This is a genomic window from Streptomyces sp. NWU339, from assembly GCF_003143855.1.
Classification (GTDB): Bacteria; Actinomycetota; Actinomycetes; order Streptomycetales; family Streptomycetaceae; genus Streptomyces.
The window spans coordinates 219,724-236,412 of the sequence record NZ_QFRK01000009.1; the positions used below are offsets into that span (position 1 = coordinate 219,724).

At 72.2% G+C, this 16,689-nt stretch carries 12 protein-coding genes; 5 read left to right on the forward strand and 7 right to left on the reverse strand.

The window, feature by feature from the left end:
• The first annotated feature begins 125 nt into the window (after positions 1–125).
• Both DIZ27_RS13640 and DIZ27_RS13645 read left to right on the forward strand, forming a co-directional pair.
• Positions 126–1,880 (forward strand): ABC transporter ATP-binding protein, encoded by a 1,755-nt coding sequence (locus DIZ27_RS13640; RefSeq protein ID WP_109378643.1) that lies wholly within the window; start codon positions 126–128, stop codon positions 1,878–1,880.
• 123 nt (positions 1,881–2,003) lie between these two features.
• Positions 2,004–2,369 (forward strand): nuclear transport factor 2 family protein, encoded by a 366-nt coding sequence (locus DIZ27_RS13645; RefSeq protein ID WP_109378644.1) that lies wholly within the window; start codon positions 2,004–2,006, stop codon positions 2,367–2,369.
• 240 nt (positions 2,370–2,609) lie between these two features.
• Here DIZ27_RS13645 and DIZ27_RS13650 read toward each other — a convergent pair whose 3' ends face one another.
• On the reverse strand, positions 2,610–3,113 hold the full coding sequence (locus DIZ27_RS13650) for a metallophosphoesterase (protein ID WP_109378758.1): 504 nt from the start codon (positions 3,111–3,113) through the stop codon (positions 2,610–2,612).
• A 214-nt stretch (positions 3,114–3,327) separates the two neighbouring features.
• On the opposite strand from DIZ27_RS13650, the gene DIZ27_RS13655 reads away from it, so the two are divergent.
• Together DIZ27_RS13655 and rfbC are read left to right on the forward strand one after the other, a co-directional pair.
• Positions 3,328–5,265: a glycosyltransferase family A protein gene (locus DIZ27_RS13655; protein WP_109378645.1), complete on the forward strand. Its 1,938-nt coding sequence runs from the start codon at positions 3,328–3,330 to the stop codon at positions 5,263–5,265.
• Positions 5,266–5,267: 2 nt separating this feature from the next.
• Positions 5,268–5,876, forward strand: a complete 609-nt coding sequence (gene rfbC / locus DIZ27_RS13660) for a dTDP-4-dehydrorhamnose 3,5-epimerase (protein ID WP_109378759.1) — start codon at positions 5,268–5,270, stop codon at positions 5,874–5,876.
• Here rfbC and DIZ27_RS13665 read toward each other — a convergent pair.
• From DIZ27_RS13665 to DIZ27_RS13685, 5 genes are all read right to left on the reverse strand, one after another.
• On the reverse strand, positions 5,866–6,669 hold the full coding sequence (locus tag DIZ27_RS13665) for a methyltransferase type 11 (RefSeq protein ID WP_109378646.1): 804 nt from the start codon (positions 6,667–6,669) through the stop codon (positions 5,866–5,868). The two genes, rfbC and DIZ27_RS13665, sit on opposite strands and share 11 nt — an antisense overlap.
• On the reverse strand, positions 6,656–7,543 hold the full coding sequence (rfbD, locus tag DIZ27_RS13670; RefSeq protein ID WP_109378647.1) for a dTDP-4-dehydrorhamnose reductase: 888 nt from the start codon (positions 7,541–7,543) through the stop codon (positions 6,656–6,658). Before rfbD ends, DIZ27_RS13665 begins: the two co-directional genes overlap by 14 nt.
• A complete protein-coding gene (gene rfbB, locus DIZ27_RS13675; protein ID WP_109378648.1) occupies positions 7,540–8,526 on the reverse strand; it encodes a dTDP-glucose 4,6-dehydratase in 987 nt (328 codons plus the stop codon). The genes rfbD and rfbB overlap by 4 nt, the downstream gene beginning before the upstream one ends.
• Complete coding sequence (locus DIZ27_RS13680) at positions 8,523–9,590, reverse strand: glucose-1-phosphate thymidylyltransferase (protein WP_109378760.1); 1,068 nt, start codon at positions 9,588–9,590, stop codon at positions 8,523–8,525. Before DIZ27_RS13680 ends, rfbB begins: the two co-directional genes overlap by 4 nt.
• A gap of 203 nt (positions 9,591–9,793) precedes the next feature.
• Positions 9,794–12,238 carry a SpoIIE family protein phosphatase gene (locus DIZ27_RS13685; protein ID WP_109378649.1) on the reverse strand — a complete coding sequence of 815 codons (2,445 nt, stop codon included), beginning with the start codon at positions 12,236–12,238 and terminating at the stop codon, positions 9,794–9,796.
• A gap of 201 nt (positions 12,239–12,439) precedes the next feature.
• Between DIZ27_RS13685 and DIZ27_RS13690 the strand changes: the two genes are divergently transcribed.
• Positions 12,440–14,584 carry a SpoIIE family protein phosphatase gene (locus tag DIZ27_RS13690; RefSeq protein ID WP_109378761.1) on the forward strand — a complete coding sequence of 715 codons (2,145 nt, stop codon included), beginning with the start codon at positions 12,440–12,442 and terminating at the stop codon, positions 14,582–14,584.
• A 132-nt stretch (positions 14,585–14,716) separates the two neighbouring features.
• Here DIZ27_RS13690 and DIZ27_RS13695 read toward each other — a convergent pair whose 3' ends face one another.
• Positions 14,717–16,063 carry a S1 family peptidase gene (locus DIZ27_RS13695; protein WP_109378650.1) on the reverse strand — a complete coding sequence of 449 codons (1,347 nt, stop codon included), beginning with the start codon at positions 16,061–16,063 and terminating at the stop codon, positions 14,717–14,719.
• Positions 16,064–16,689 lie beyond the last annotated feature (626 nt).

Below are 16,689 nucleotides of genomic sequence, written 5' to 3' on the forward strand. Positions count from 1 at the left end.
CCTGCCGGTGACTCGGCCTGTGGGCTCCGTGGCAGGTCGCGGCGCCTGTGCGGGGCCGTCCGCCGGGTCACGGCCCGGCCCCCGCGGCGTAGCCTGAGCCTTCCGCCCGACGCCCAGGGAGCGACGTGAGCATCGCAGCGCAGAAGACCGGTCCGCCCGCCTGGCGGGCGCTCCTCGGATACGTACGACCGCACCGGTGGGCCCTGCTGGGCGGGGCCGCGCTGTCCCTGCTGACGGGGGCGACCGGGCTGATGCTGCCGCTGGTCGCCCGGGAGCTGATCGACGACCTGTCGGCCGACCGGGCCATCACCGGCGCGCTGCTGCTGATGTCGGCGCTCGTCGTCGCCAACGCCGTGCTGGGCGCGCTGGGGTCGTACGTACTGCGGCACACCGCGGAGTCGGTGGTGCTCGGGGCGCGGCGCTCGCTGTCGTCGTATCTGCTGCGGCTGCGCATCACGGCCGTGGACCGCAGCGAGCCCGGCGACCTGATGGCCCGCATCACCTCCGACACCACACTGCTGCGCCAGGTCACCACCGACTCACTGGTGGGCCTCGGCACGGGCGGCCTCACGCTGATCGCGACCATCGTCCTGATGGGCTTCGTCGACCCCGTGCTGCTGGCGGTCACCCTCGCCGTGATCGTGGGCGCGGGGACGATACTCGGCGTGATCGTGCCCCACATCAGCCGGGCCAGCCGGCGGGCGCAGGACTCGGTCGGCGTGATGGGCGCCTCGCTGGAGCGGGTCCTGGGCGCGCTGCGCACGGTGAAGGCGTCCGGAGCCGAGCCGCGGGAGGAGCGCGCGCTGCACGAGGCCGCCGAGGAGTCGTGGCGGCAGAGCGTACGCGCCGCCAGGTGGTCGGCCGCGGCGGGCAACACGGCCGGGCTCGCGATGCAGGTCGCGTTCATCACGGTGCTCGCGGTGGGGGGCGCGCGGGTGGCGACGGACGCCATCGACATCGGCACGCTGGTGGCGTTCCTGTTGTTCGTCTTCTATCTCATGGCTCCGATCCAGAGTGTCGTCGCCGCGATCACGCAGTACCAGACGGGCAGCGCCGCGCTGGCGCGCATCCAGGAGGCGCTGCGGCTGCCCGCCGAGCCGGCGGCCGGTACCGCGCCCCTGCCGGCACCGGGCACCGCTCCCGCCGCGCTCGCCTTCGAGGACGTGCGTTTCCGTTACGCCGACGATCTGCCGTACGTCCACCACGGGGTGACGTTCACCGTGCCCGCTCAGGGCATGACCGCGTTCGTGGGCCCGTCCGGCGCGGGCAAGACCACCGTCTTCTCCCTCATCGAACGCTTCTACGACCCCGACGCGGGCGTGATCACGCTCGACGGACGCGATCTGGCCGACTGGGAGCTGTCGGAGCTGCGGTCCTCGATCGGCTATGTGGAGCAGGACGCTCCGGTGCTGTCGGGCTCCCTCCGCGACAACCTGCTGCTCGGGAACCCGGAGGCGGACGACGACGCCGTGACGCGAGTGGTGAAGACGACCCGGCTCGGCGGGCTGGTGGCCAGGCTCCCGGACGGGCTCGACACCCTGGTCGGGCACCGCGGCACCAAGCTGTCCGGCGGGGAACGCCAGCGGGTCGCCATCGCCCGCGCTCTGCTGCGCAGCCCTCGGCTGCTGCTGCTCGACGAGGCCACCTCGCAGCTCGACGCGGTGAACGAGGCGGCGCTGCGCGACACCGTCGCCGACGTGGCCCGTACGACGACGGTGCTGGTCGTCGCGCACCGGCTGTCGACGGTGACGATGGCCGACCGGATCGTGGTGATGGACGCCGGCCGGGTCCGCGCGGTCGGGACCCACCGTGAGCTGGTGACCGCCGATCCGCTGTACGCGGAGCTGGCGGCGACGCAATTCCTGGCGACGAGCGGGTGATCCCTCCCGGGGGTGCGCCGCGCGCCAGCCGGGCTTGCGGCGCCCACCGGGCCGGAGGAGTCTCGTAGGAGAGGCCCGGCGTGGCCCGCTCGGGACCGGGCCGAGGCCCCCAAGGAGGCCGTCATGACAACCTCGGCAGGAGCCGGTTTCGGCACCGACACACTGCGCCGGGGCATCGAGGCGCAGACGTCGGCGCCCATGGTCTCGCTCTACGCGGACGACGCCGAACTGCGCATCGTGGACCGCAACACCCAGCCCAGCAACCCGAAGGTCCTGCACGGCCGGGACGAGATAGCCGCCATGCTCGACGACGTGTACAGCCGTGACATGACGCACCAGCTGGAGCGGTGCGTCGTCCAGGGCGATCATGCCGCGTACAGCGAGAGCTGCCTGTATCCCGACGGGGTGCGGGTGCTCTCGGAGTCGATGGTCTCGCTGCGGGACGGCAAGATCACCGAACAGACGATGATCCAGGCCTGGGACGAGTGATCCGCCCCAAACGGAGCCTGACCCAGCAGATCTGGCAAACATGATGAATAAGACAAATAGGGTGTGTGAACCCGGCTGGGGCGGGTAAGCGGGCTCGTATCACCTTCGATCGCGGGAAGGAGGTCCGTGACAGAGCAACTACTCGCAGCGTCCGGGCCGCTTCCACCGGAACGAAGCGGTCCGGCCCGTCGGGCGCCGGTCACCGGTGCCCGACGGGCGCGGATGCCCCGGGAGCCGATGTCACCGGCGTGGTGGCAGCCGGTGCAGTTCCAGATCGACGAGCCGGCCGTCGGTGATCGTGCCGGTGAGATAGGTGTGGTGGGGCTGTCGGCGGCGGTCCGTCGGTGAACCCGGGTTGAGCAGGCGCAGCCCCGTGGCGGCGGTGGAGTCCCACGGGATGTGGCTGTGCCCGAAGACCAGTACGTCCAGGTCGGGAAAGCGTGCGGCGCACCGGGCCTCCCGGCCCCGCGCGGGCCCCGTCTCGTGAACCACGCCGAAGCGCAGGCCGTCGAGTTCGGCGTACGCGATCTCCGGCAGACGGGCGCGCAGTTCGGGTCCGTCGTTGTTCCCGTACACGGCGACGAGTCGGCGGCTGCGACTCTCGAGCAGGTCGAGCGTGGCCGTGTCGACCCAGTCCCCCGCGTGGAACACGACGTCGGCCCGCGGCAGTTCGTCGAGCAGGGGCGCGGGCAGCCGCTTCGCCCGTAGGGGCAGGTGAGTGTCGGACATCAGGAGCAGTCGCACGTTCAGCACACTAGGGCCTGTCCCGGGCGGCGCGTGTCGCCACGCTCAAATGGGCGCTCGGGCAAGCCGATCGGCGCGGTTTCCGAGGGATGATCACGGCACGGTCTCGACGGCGTTTGAAAGGCGGGGCCACGGTGGCCACGGAGTTACGATCGGGCAACGCACGACAAGCCGCCCGTTCGACGGCAAGCGACCCGAAGGGCCACAAATCCAGATGCCGGTCAAGGTCAGCGTCATCATTCCCGTCTACAACCCGGGAATCTACATCGAGGACTGCATCTCCTCCCTGCAGCGGCAGTCGCTGCCACCCGACTCCTACGAGGCGATCTTCGTCGACGACGGCTCCACCGACGGGACGCCGGCACGGCTCGACCGGCTGGCCGCCGAGGACCCCCGGATGCGGGTGATCCACCAGGAGAACTCCGGCTGGTCCGGCAAACCGCGCAACGTCGGGATCGCCGCCGCCCGGGGCGAGTTCGTGATGTTCGTCGACAACGACGACTACCTGGGCGACGAGGCCCTGGAGCGGATGTACGCCTACGGCGTGGCCAACGGCGCGGATGTCGTCGTCGGCAAGATGGCCGGCAAGAACCGCGGTGTGCCGGTGGAGTTGTTCCGCCGCAACCATCCGCGCGCCACGGTGGAGAACGCGCCGCTGATCGACAGCCTCACCCCGCACAAGATGTTCCGCCGGGCGTTCCTCGACGACATCGGGCTGCGTTTCCCGGAGGGGCGGCGGCGCCTGGAGGACCACGTCTTCGTCGCGGAGGCGTATCTGCGGGCGGCCAACGTCTCCGTGCTCAGCGACTACGTCTGCTACTACCACATCAGACGCGACGACGCCTCGAACGCCGGTTTCCAGCGCTTCGACCCGGTGGGCTACTTCAAGAACCTCCGCGAGGCGCTCGACGTGGTCGAGCGGTACACCGAGCCCGGTCCGGTGCGTGACAGGCTGTTCCGTCGCTGGCTGCGGGTGGAGATGGTGGAGCGGCTGCGGGCCCGGCGGCTGCTGGGGCTGCCGGACGACTACCGCAGGGAGTTGTTCGCGGAGATCCACAAGGTGGTCGTCGAGCGGTTCGGCCCGGCTGTCGCGGCCGGACTCCAGCCGACGCAGCAGGTGGTCGCCTCGCTGACGGCGGCGGACCGGTACGACGACGTGGTGGCCTTCGCCGAGTGGGAGGCCGGGGTCGCGCCGACGGCTGTGCCCACGGGCGTGGAGTGGGAGGGCGGTTCACTGCGTCTCGGCTTCACCGTCGAGTACGTCTCCGCGGGCGCGCCGATGACGTTCCCCGCCGATGCCGCCCCTGCCCCGCTGACCGACACGCCGAAGAACGTGGAGGAGGCGGTGGCGTGGGTCGGTGCCCAGACCGCGGCCCGCTTCGACCAGGCCACGGCGGATCTGCTGCTGCGTGAACGGGCCAGCTCCGCGCAGTACTTCCAGCCCGTGGAGTTCACCCGGGAGACGGTGCCCGTCGACGACGGCGAGCGGGTGCGGCTGGTGCTGCGTGCGACCGCCAGGGTCGCCCCGGGCACGCTCCCCGGTGACGGGGTCCGGGACGCCGTCGTACGGGTCAAGCTCGGCGGCTGGACCAAGGAGTGCCGGCTGGGCCCGGCCCCGCGCGCCACCCGCCCCGAGCCGTACGCGGGCGTCGCCGCGGGCCGGGCGTTCCTGCCGTACTGGACGGAGCCGCACGGCAATCTCTCCCTGGACGTCGCCGTCCGGGGCAGGCGGCTCGGTCTCGGCCGGGTGCGGCGGCCGGACGTGACGGTCTCGGGGGCGCGGCTGCGCGCCCGGGTGCCGCTGCACGCCGACGACGGCACCGTGGTGCGGCTCCGGTTCTCGTCCGGCGGCCGGACCCTGTACGCGCCGGGCACGCTGGCCGGTGAACCGGAACGGCCGGGGACGTGGCTGGAGGCGACGTTGCCCTCGGGGCTCCCCCGGGGTGTCTGGCGGGTCGCGCTCTGCCTGGACCCGGACGCCACCGAACCGCGCTTCGAGGGGCTGCCGTTCGCGCTCCGCACCGGCGGGGGCGGGGTGCTGGTGGTGCCGATTCCGCGCCCCGGCGCCGTAGGGAAGCTGGCGCGCGGGGCGCGGCGAATGCTCGGCGCCGCCCGGAGGAGGGTGGCTCCACTGATCGACGGAAGGCGATGACGGTGCGCGCACTGGAGTTGGAAGGGGCCTGGGTCCTGGAGCCCAAGGTCTTCCCGGACGACCGGGGCAGTTTCCACGAGTGGTACCGGGGTGAGGAGTTCCGCGAGGCGACGGGCTACGACCTGTCCCTGGCACAGGCCAACTGCTCGGTGTCGCGCCGGGGGGTGCTGCGCGGGGTGCACTTCTCGGAGGTGCCGCCCGGCCAGGCCAAGTACGTGACCTGCGTGCGCGGCGCGGTCCTCGACGTGGTGGTCGACCTGCGGGTGGGGTCCCCGTCGTACGGGCGGTGGGAGGCCGTGCGGCTGGAGGACGACACCCGGCACGCGGTGTTCCTGGCCGAAGGGCTCGGGCACGCCTTCATGGCGCTCACCGACGACGCGACGGTGGTCTACCTGTGCTCGACGGGCTACGCACCGGGCCGCGAGCACGGGGTGCATCCGCTGGACCCGGCGCTGGGCATCGCCTGGCCGGAGGGCATCGACCCGGTGCTGTCGTCGAAGGACGAGCAGGCGCCCACGCTGGCCGAGGCGGAGCGCCTCGGCCTGCTGCCCTCGTACGAGGCCTGCCGCGCACGCTACGAAGAGCTGCGCGGCAGGGGACTCAGCGGCTGACGCCGACCTGGTCGAGCGCGCGGCGCAGGGGCTCCCAGCCCAGGCGCCGCGGCAGACCGCGGTTGCGGGCCTGGGTGAGCGGGCGCCAGAAGCCGGCCTCGATCAGTGCCTCGGGCGGCACCGCGCCGGCCCGCTCCAGGATCGTCTCGGGGACCTTCTGCGGGTCGGGCACCTTGTACTCGGCCATGATCTCGTCGTACTTGTCGTGCAGCACGGTGTTGTCCGGGTCGGCGCCGAAGACCACGAGCTGGCCGGTGGGCTGAGTGTCGACCAGGACGGTGGCCAGGTCGGGCCGGTAGCGCGTCAGCACCTCGGTGATCTTGTAGACGTCACCGGTCCAGGCCGTGGTGTGCCGGTCCCGGGCCGCCTCGTCGACGCTGCGCGGCAGCATGTCGTCGAGGACGATCACGCTGGCCCAGTCGGAGTGCTTCTCGACGTTCATGAAGTCGCGCAGGGCGTACTCGAACAGGTGCATGCCGTCGATGAACGACAGGTCGAGCGTGGTGCGCCGCCAGTGTCCGATGGGGCTGCGGCCGCGGCGGAGGTTGCGCAGCGGGTGGCGGCCGCCCTTGAGGTGGGCCAGCGGGTTGTCACGGGCGAAGAAGTCGTCACTGGTGGCCTTCACCAGGTGGACGTCGCACTTCAGCTCCGAGACGACCTTGAAGGCGGGGTCGACCGCGATGCTGGGGACGCGTGACAGGCGCAGGCTGCGGCCGTCGTTGACGCCGATCTCCAGGTAGTTGCGGTTGGCGCTGGCCTTGTGCAGTTCCCGCAGGAACTCATGGCGTTTCACGAAGGGGACTCTCCTTGCGGATGCGGGGCAGTGCTTCGTGCAGGGCGACGCGCCAGTCGCGCGGTGCCGGCAGGCCGATGTCCTGCCAGCGGCCGTGTGCGAGGGCGCTGTACGCGGGGCGCGGGGCGGGCCGGGGGAAGGCCGCGCCGGTGGTGGGCCGCACCCGCTCGGGGTCGGCGCCGATCAGCCGGAACACCTCCCCGGCCAGCTCGTACCAGGTGGCCTCGCCGGAGCTGGTGGCGTGGAAGACTCCGTGCACGTCGTCGCCGAGGCGAGGGCCGAGGTCGGCTATGCGTTCGGCGACGTCCACGCTCCAGGTGGGCTGCCCCCGCTGGTCGTCGACGACGTCGACGGTGGGGCGACGGGCCTCAAGACCGATCATCGTCCGCACGAAGTTTCTGCCGTGGACCCCGTACAGCCAAGCGGTGCGCACGACGGCGCTCGCGCCGGGCAGCTCCTCCAGCACGGCCCGCTCGCCGACGAGTTTGGAGCGGCCGTAGGCGGTGCGCGGGGCGGTCGGGTGGTCCTCGGGATAGGGGGTGGCGCGGGCGTCACCGGAGAAGACGTAGTCGGTGGAGACATGGATCAGCCGGGCGCCGTGCGTGGCGCAGGCGCGGGCCAGCAGGCGGGGTCCGTCGCCGTTGATCCGGGTGGCGCGTTCCTCGTCGGTCTCGGCGTCGTCGACGGCGGTGTACGCGGCGCAGTTGACCACGATGTCGGGGCGGTGCTCGGTGAACGCCCGCTCGACGTCCTCGGCCCGGGTGATGTCGAGGGCGGCCCGGTCGAGAGCGGTCACCCGCTCGCCGCGCCGGGTCAGTTCGTCGACGGTGTCCCGGCCGAGCATCCCGCCCGCCCCGGTGACCAGCCACTTCATGACTGCTCCGTGACACGCCGTTTGAGGGGCTCCCACCAGGCGCGGTTGTCGCGGTACCAGGCGACGGTCTCGGCGAGGCCGGTGGTGAAGTCGTGGCGCGGGCGGTAGCCGAGTTCGTCGCGGGCCTTGCTCCAGTCGACGGAGTACCGCAGGTCGTGGCCCTTGCGGTCCTCGACGTGCTCGACCCTCTCCCAGCCGGCCCCGCAGGCTTCGAGGAGGAGCCCGGTGAGGTCCCTGTTGGTGAGTTCGGTGCCGCCGCCGATGTTGTAGACCTCGCCGGCCCGGCCTCCGGTCCGCACGAGGTCGATGCCCGCGCAGTGGTCGTCCACGTACAGCCAGTCGCGGACGTTGAGGCCCTCGCCGTAGAGCGGGACCTTCCCGCCGTCGAGGAGGTTGGTGACGAACAGCGGGATGACCTTCTCCGGGAACTGGTGCGGCCCGTAGTTGTTGGAGCAGCGGGTGACGCGGACGTCCAGACCGTGGGTTCGGTGGTAGGCCAGGGCGAGCAGGTCGGAGGACGCCTTGGAAGCGGAGTAGGGCGAGCTGGGTTCGAGGGGGTACTCCTCGGTCGCCGAGCCGGACGCGATCGATCCGTAGACCTCGTCGGTGGAGACGTGCACGAAGGTGTCCACGCCGTGGCGCAGGGCGGCGTCGAGGAGGACCTGGGTGCCGACCACGTTGGTGAGGACGAAGTCGGACGCGGTGAGGATGGAGCGGTCGACGTGGGACTCGGCGGCGAAGTGGACCACCTGGTCCGCCTCGGCGGTCAGCTTGTCGACGAGGTCGGCGTCGCGGATGTCGCCGTGGACGAACTCCATCCGGGGGTGGTCGAGTTCGAGGTTGTCGAGGGTACCGGCGTAGGTGAGCGCGTCCAGCACGGTGATCCTCGGCGCCTCGGGGGCGTCGGGCGCGTCGGCGGCGAGCAGCGTACGGACGTAGCGGGAGCCGATGAAGCCGGCGGCTCCGGTGACGAGGAGGTTCATGAATGGATCTGCACCTTGCTGTGGTCTCCGAGGACGAGTCGGTGGGCGCTGGGGACGCTGGGGGCCGGGGTCACCTCGACATGACGGCCGATCAGTGAGGACTCGATGCGGCGGACGCCTTCGATCGAGGAGTCCCGCAGCACGATGGAGAACTCGAGTTCGCTGTCGGTGATCCGGCAGTTCTCCGCGACGGAGGTGAACGGTCCGACGTAGGAGTCGCTGACGACGGTGCCGGCGCCGATGACGGCGGGCCCGACGACGCGCGAGTTGCTGATCCGGGCCCCCTCCTCCACCACCACCCGGCCGATGGTCTCGGAAGCGGTGTCCACGTCGCCGTCGATCCGGCGCTCGATCCCTTCGAGGACGGACCGGTTGACCTCCAGCATGTCGACGACGTTGCCGGTGTCCTTCCAGTAGCCCTGGATGACGGTGCAGCGCACCTCGGCGCGGGAGTCGATCAGATGCTGGATGGCGTGGGTGATCTCGAGTTCGCCGCGCCAGGACGGCTTGATGGCGCGCACCGCGTCGTGGACGGCGGGCGTGAACAGATAGACGCCGACGAGGGCGAGGTCGCTCTTGGGACGCTCGGGTTTCTCCTCCAGGCCGATCACCTGCCCGCCCGCGTCGAGTTCGGCGACACCGAAGGAGCGCGGGTCGGCGACCCGGGTGAGCAGGATCTGCGCGTCGGGCCGGTGTCTGCGGAACTCCTCGACGAGGCCGGTGATGCCACCGACGATGAAGTTGTCGCCGAGGTACATCACGAAGTCGTCGTCGCCGAGCCATTCGCGGGCGATCAGCACGGCGTGCGCCAGCCCCAGTGGCTGCTCCTGGGGGATGTAGGTGATCTGCAGGCCGAACTTCGAACCGTCGCCCACCGCGTTCTCGATCTCAGCGGCCGTGTCACCGACGATCATCCCGACCTCGGTGATACCCGCGTCCGCGATCGATTCCAACCCGTAGAAAAGCACGGGCTTGTTGGCCACGGGCACCAACTGCTTGGCCGAGGTGTGGGTGATCGGCCTCAGCCGGGTTCCGGCGCCGCCGGACAGCACGAGAGCCTTCATCTGACTCACCATAGTGGTGCGCGGCGGATGGAACGTCACTTCTTTTAACGGTTCATTGCGAAATTCCCAAGGAGAGCCGTCCAGTCGCCGTGGTTCCGGCCCGCGACGGTGGCCACGGGGCCGGGTCGCGCTCGTCGGCCGTGTCACTCGAAGGGATGACCCGGGCGTCGGGACCGTTGTCGACGGTCGGTGACGCCACGCGCTCACCGGTGCGGGACGAGTTCCGCCCACACCTGTTTGCCGCCGCTGACCGGGAGTGTCCCCCAGGCCGCCGACACCGCCTCGACGAGCAGGATGCCGCGGCCTCCGGTGGCCTCCCAGCCGATGCTGCTCGGCTTGACGGGACTGCGCGGCGAGGCGTCGGCGACCGCGAGGCGGAGCCGGTCGCCGACGAGGGTGAGGTCGAGACGGACCTGTCCCTCGGTGTGCACGAGGGCGTTCGTGACCAGTTCGGAGACGACGAGCAGGGCGGCGTCGAGGTCCTCGGTCGCGCCCCAGGAGCGCAGGGTGCGCCGGGTGAAGCGGCGGGCGTGGCCCACCGCCTGGGGCACCCGCCACACCGTCCAGCTCTCCCGCAGCGGGCGCAGGGCCATGCCGTCGTAGCGCATCAGCAGCAGGGCGACGTCGTCGCTGCGCGCGGCCCTGCCGAGCAGGGCGTCGGCGACGAGCCCGAGGTGGGCCGGGTCGGCGACGGCGAGCCGGCGGGCGAAGTCGTCCATGCCCTCGTCGATGTCGGCCTCGTGGGACTCGACCAGGCCGTCCGTGGTGAGGGCGACGGTCGTGCCGGGCTGGAGCCGGAGCGGGCTCATCGGGAAGTCGGCCTGTGTCATGACGCCGAGCGGTGGGCCGCCCTCCGCCTCCGCGATCTCGGTACGGCCGTCCGGGTGCCGCAGCACCGGCGGCAGGTGCCCGGCGCGTACGCACCAGGCGGAGCCCTCCTCCAGGTCGACGTCGACATAGCAACAGGTCGCGAAGAGGTCGCTCTCCATGTCGATGAGCAGCCGGTTGGCGCGCGACACCACCACGTCGGGCGCGTGCCCCTCGACGGCGTAGGCGCGCAGCGCGGTGCGCATCTGTCCCATGAGGGTGGCGGCGCCCGCGCTGTGCCCCTGGACGTCGCCGATGACGAGGGCGACGTGGTTGTCGGGCAGCGGGATCACGTCGTACCAGTCGCCGCCGAGTTCCAGGCCGACCGTGCTGGGCAGATAGCGGGCGACGGCGACCGCGCCGGGCAGCCGGGGCAGCCGGCGCGGCAGCAGCTGGCGCTGGAGCATGCCGACCAGCTCGTGCTCGGCGTCGAAGGCACGGGCCCGCATCAGGGCCTGTCCGGCGAGGCCGGCGGCGGCCGTGAGCAGGGCGCGTTCGTCGGCTCCGAAGTCGTGCGGGGCGTCCCAGCCGATGAGGCAGGCGCCGGCCATCCGGTTACCGGCGGGCAGCGGCAGCACGGCGAGGCCGCCGGGTCCGACCTCGGCGAGGGAGGTCTCCAACGGGCTGCCCGCGGGCCAGATCCGGGGCCGGCCCTCGCGCAGGACGGCGGCGAGGGTGGGCATGGTGCGCACCGGTGCCTCGGGCCATTCGGTGCGCCACTCCGTGCGCCACAGGTCCGGCCAGGCATCCGGTTCCGGCGGGTCGAGGACGGTGACGACGAGCCGGTCGCCCTCCAGTTCGGCGACCGCGATCCGGTCGGCTCCGAGCGGCCCGCGCAGGGCGGCGACCACGGCCCTGCCGACATCGCGGACGGTGACAGCGGTGGCGAGTGCGGCGGCGAGGCGCTGCACCCGGGCCACCTCGGTGACGTCGGAGCGCAGCGTGGACGCGTCGGCGACGGAGCCCACGAGGCGGGCCGGACGGCCCTCTCCGCCCTGCAGCAGCCGGCCGCGGAGCCGGAGCCACTTCGGCGGGCCGGTGGGCTGCAGCACCCGGAACTCCAGCTCGCGCTCGCCGATGGTCAGGTGGTCGGCCTCGACCACCGACATCACGGAGGGCAGGTCCTCCGGCACGGTCAGCCCCATCAGGGTCTCCACCCGGCCGTCGAAGTCGTCCGGGCCGAGACCGAACAGGTTCAGGACCTCGTCGCCCAGCCGGACCCGTCCGGTGTCCATGGCGAGGCTGAAGGTGTCCGGTGGCAGCTCACCGTCGGCGGCCGGCGACCCGGGAAAGGCGACCGAGTCGGCGACGAGCCCCAGGCAGACACGGTCCTCGGGGTCGAAGCCGCCGGGGCGCTCGCTGACGGCGAGCAGACAGCCCCCGGGATCGTGGCGCACGGGCAGGGCGGCGAGGGAGAAGTCATGAGCGGGTACGCGCCGCGCCTGGGCCTGGGCGGCGAGCTCCGTCGGTCCGAGCCACACCGGCCGGCCGCCGCGCACGGCCTCGGCGGCCGGGGAGCGCCCGGCGACGGAGTAGCCGTCGCGCACCCCGCACAGGGTCCGCGGGATCCCGGCCGACTCGACCAGGAGCAGCTGCTCGCCCTCCGCGCTGGGCGTGTACACGGCGACGAGCACGGCGCCGGCGAAGACGATGGCCTGTTCCAGGAGCCGGCGCAACCGGTCCGGTGTCTCCGGTTCGGCGGTGATCGCCGTCAGGGCGGCTTCCGCGCGCAGCGTTCTCGTGCTGCGTCCCGCAGCGCCCTCACCGACCACGTTGGCCATTACAGCGCTTGTACGGGCCCCGCGCAGCCCCTGCGGCACCCCGTCGCGTTCCGGCGGTCCGGCAGGACTCCGACCGGGACGGACCCTCGGGGCGCGCCGGAGCGGACCGGGTGCCGCGCGGCTCGCCGTGCGGGGCGGGCCAGTAGGGGGGAGATTGGGTTCTCGGGGCGGGCGACGCGGCCGAGCGAGGAGGTGGTCGGCGTGTCCGAGGGGCAGTCCTCCGCGCGGGTGCGGCCGGGTGCGCGGACCCCGGTCGGCCGTCCGCTGCTCTCCCTGACGCTCACCGCGATGATGGACGAGGTGCATGCCCACTCCGGTGGGGTGTACTTGGTCGCGCCGGACCGGCCGGTGCTGGAGATGGCGGTGGTGGCGGGGCTTCCCCGGGCGTTCGCGGCGCCCTGGGAGCGGGTGGCGCTGAGCGCGCCGATCCCGGTCGCCGACGCGGTGCGCGAGCGGCGTCTGGTCTGGGTGGGCGGCGAGGAGGAGATGGCGCGGCGCTATCCCCGGATCGCCGTGGTGCTGCCGTACCAGTTCTCGCTGGCCGCGCTGCCGGTGGCCACCGCGACCAGGGCGTACGGCGCGGTGTTCGTGACCTGGCCCGGCGGCCACCCGCCGGAGCTGTCCGAGGGGGAGCGTGATCACCTGTCCGCCGCCTGCGACCGTCTCGCGGCGCGGCTGGAGCGTGCCGCCGAGGAGAGTCTGCCGCTTCCTTCGGAGCCGGATCTGCTGGCCGCGCCGCTGGTGAGCGGCCTGGCCGACACGCTCGGCACGGTGGAGGCGGCGCGGATGGTGGCCCGGCTGCCGTACGGGTTGTGCTCGCTCGATCTGAACGGGCGGGTCGGCTTCGCCAACGCCACCGCGGCGAACCTGCTGGACACCCCGGTCGACCGGCTGCTCGGCGCCCAGCTGTGGGCGACCGTACCGTGGCTGAACGATCCCGTGTACGAGGAGCACTACCGGGCCGCGCTGCTCAGCCAGCACACCACGTCGTTCGTGGCGCTGCGCCCGCCCGACGAGTGGCTGTCGTTCCGGATGTATCCGAGTACGACGGGGCTCAGTGTCCGGATCAACCGGGCCCGTACCGCGGCGGGCACGAACCGGGCCGCGCGACAGCCGGGCACCGCTCCGGCCCGGCTCGTCACCATCTCCCAGGTGCTGAACCTGGCCGGCACGCTGACCGAGGCGGTGGGCGTGCAGGACGTGGTGCAACTGGTCGCGGACCAGATCGCCCCGGCGGTGGGCAGTCAGGGACTGGTGATCCTCGGCTCACGGGCGGGCCGACTGCTCGTCCTCGGGCACCGCGGGTATCCGGATCCGTCCGTCGTCGAGCGGTACGACGGGATGCCGCTGTCCGAACCGACCCCCGGCAGTCAGGTGCTGCGCACCGGTGTGCCCGCGTTCTTCGAGTCCCGGGAGGAACTGGAGCGCCTGTATCCGGTCCTGGTCGTGAACCCCTCGGGCTTCTCGTCGTGGGCCTATCTGCCGCTGATCGCCTCGGGGCGTCCGGTGGGGACGTGCGTGCTGGCCTACGCCTCGCCGCACCACTTCACGACGGAGGAGCGGGCGGTGCTGACGAGCCTGGCCGGGCTGATCGCCCAGGCCCTGGAGCGGGCGTTGCTCTACGACGCCAAGCACCGGCTGGCGCACGGGCTGCAGGCGGCGCTGCTGCCGCACACGCTGCCGTCGCTGGCCGGGATCGAGGCGGCGTCCCGCTATCTGCCGGCCACTCAGGGCATGGAGATCGGGGGCGACTTCTACGATCTGGTGCCGTCGCGGGGGACGGCGGCGGCGGTGATCGGGGACGTGCAGGGGCACAACGTGACGGCGGCCGGGCTGATGGGGCAGGTACGCACCGCGGTCCGCGCGTACACGACGGTCGGGCAGCCGCCCGAGGAGGTGATGCGCAGCACCAACCGGCTGCTGCTCGAGCTGGGTTCCGATCTGTTCGCGAGCTGCCTGTATCTGCGGCTCGATCCCGCGCGCGGGCGGGCCGTGATGTCCAGGGCGGGCCATCCGCCGCCGTTGCTGAGGAGGCCGGACGGCCGGGTGCGGGTGCTGGACCTGGCCGGTGGCCCGCTGCTGGGCATCGACGGTTCGGCGACGTATCCGGCGACCGAGGTGGACCTCTCCCCCGGGTCGCTCCTCGTCCTCTACACCGACGGGCTGGTGGAATCCCCCGGCACCGACTTCGAGGACGCGCTGGCCGGTCTGGGCCGCCGTCTCACCGGCCTCGGGGACCTTCCCCTGGACGACCTCGCCGACGCCCTGGTCCAGCACGGTGCGCACCCGGAGGGGCGGGTGGACGATGTCGCGCTGCTCCTGCTCAGGGCGCTGCCTCCGGGCTGAGTCCGTCCTCGGCCGCCCCGCGCGGTGCCGCCCCGGACCCTGCCACGGTCGCGTGGCGTGGGTCCGGGGCGGCGGCCCACCGTGGGCACTCCGCCCGGTGCGGTCGGGCGGGTCCCGGTCAGTGGGTTCCGGTCAGTGGGTTCCGCTCTGACCGCCACCGTCCTCCGCATCCCGGCCGGCGCCGTATCCGGCCCCCTGTCCGGCTCCGTCACCGGCCCCCTGTCCGGCGTCCTGGCCCGCTCCGTCACCGGCCCCCTGTCCGGCGTCCTCACCGCCGATTTCACCGTCGGCTTCACCGCCACCGGCGTCCTCGCCGCCCGCCTGGTCGGCGGCGCCCGCGCCCGCGCCGCCCTCGCCGAGGGTCGCGCCGACCGCGGCCAGGGCAGTGGTGACCGGCTGGAAGAACGTCTCGCCGCCGACGGTGCAGTCGCCGCTGCCGCCCGAGGTCAGGCCGATCGCGAGGCCGTCCTGGGTGAACATCGAGCCGCCGCTGTCGCCGGGCTCGGCACAGACGTCGGTCTGGATGAGACCGGTGACCGTGCCCTCCGGGTAGTTCACCGTGGCGTTGAGACCGAGCACCTGGCCGTCGGCGAGCCCGGTGGTGCTGCCCATCCGGAACACCTCCTGGCCGACGGTGGCCTCGGCGGCCTCGGTGATCTGGACGGTCTGGCCGCCGACGTCGACGTCGCTCGGCGCCTGCGTGTTCGGGTCGTCGTACTTGGCGAGCGCGAAGTCGCCCTCGCCGGGGAAGACGGCCTGGTCGATGGTGGCGATCGGGGCGCCGCCCTGCTGGTCGGACCACTGCTGCCCGCCGAGCGCGCAGTGACCGGCCGTCAGGAAGGCGGGGGTGCCGTCGCCCGCGGTGACGTTGAAGCCGAGGGAGCAGCGGGAGTTGGCGGCGAAGATGGCGTCCCCGCCCGAGGCGAACGTCCTGAACGTGCCCGCGGACTTCTTGATGGTCGCCATGCCGGAGCCGAGGCCCCGCACGGTGGACTCCAGTCTGTCCCACTTGTCGCCGGTCACCGTGGAGTCGGCGGTGACCAGGATCTTGTTGGTGCGCGGGTCGACGGCCCACGAGGTGCCGGGGATGGTCGCCTCGGTCTTCAGCGTCTGTGCGCCGGCCTCCAGCTCGGTCATGCTGTTGTCGACCTCGCGGACGGTCGCACCCGCCCTCTTCGCCTGCACGATCACGTTGTTGTTGTCGCCCGGTACGACGTTGACGACGAGTTGCTGCTTGCCCCCGTCGTAGTAGGAACCGGCGAACGCGTCGCCGAGGAGCCCGGCGAGCTGCGAGGCGAGATCCGAGGCGTCCGTGGCCTTCAGTGTCTTCGGCGGCGCCGACGCCGCCGCCGCGGCGTCGTCCGTCGCGCCGTCCTGTGACGCGTTGGCGTTGGGAAGCAGGATCGCGGCGGCACCGAGCGCCACCACACCGCCCACCGCTATCGCGGCCTTGCGCTTCGGAATTCGCTTGTGACTCAAACTTCTCGACCTCCTGGGGGGACCGGAGTCGTGCCGCCGTTCGGCGGCTGTCGGCGCCTGGATGGCTGTTGGTACGCACGGGTCCGGCAGGGCGTTCAAATCCTTTTGCGGACACCGGGTTCACGCCGTGAAATCGGCCAACTCGTGTGCCTCGCAGACTGTTTGGGCAGCCACCCGGCAGCGGAACGCACCGCGGTCGAGTGTGCACGCTCCGTCGCGGGCGGTGAGCGGAATCCCGGCTTCAGTGAATCTGCACATCGACTTCCCAACGCGGTCACCGGAGCCGGAAGTCACCCCCGGGCCGACCGCCCCCCTCACACCTTTGGGGCCGGTGTGCCGGATTCCGGCCCGGGGGCGCAAGCGGTGGGACGGGTCGATGCCGTGAGCCATGTGAAGAAGTCGCCACCGGGCCGTGCCCTTCTCTGCACTCTTGAGCGCCACAAAGCCGCAAGTTCGCTGGTGGGAGGTTTGTTTGATTGGAAGCCCGCAGCCGGGGCGTGCTTTGATCCATCGCACCGCAGGGCCGTTCCGGGCATCCGGCGCCGGGGTCCGGCACTCGCGGTCGCGGCTTTCCCCTGTCCCCAGAGGAAGCCGCTCTCCCCCCTTGTGCCATATCCATACGAAGG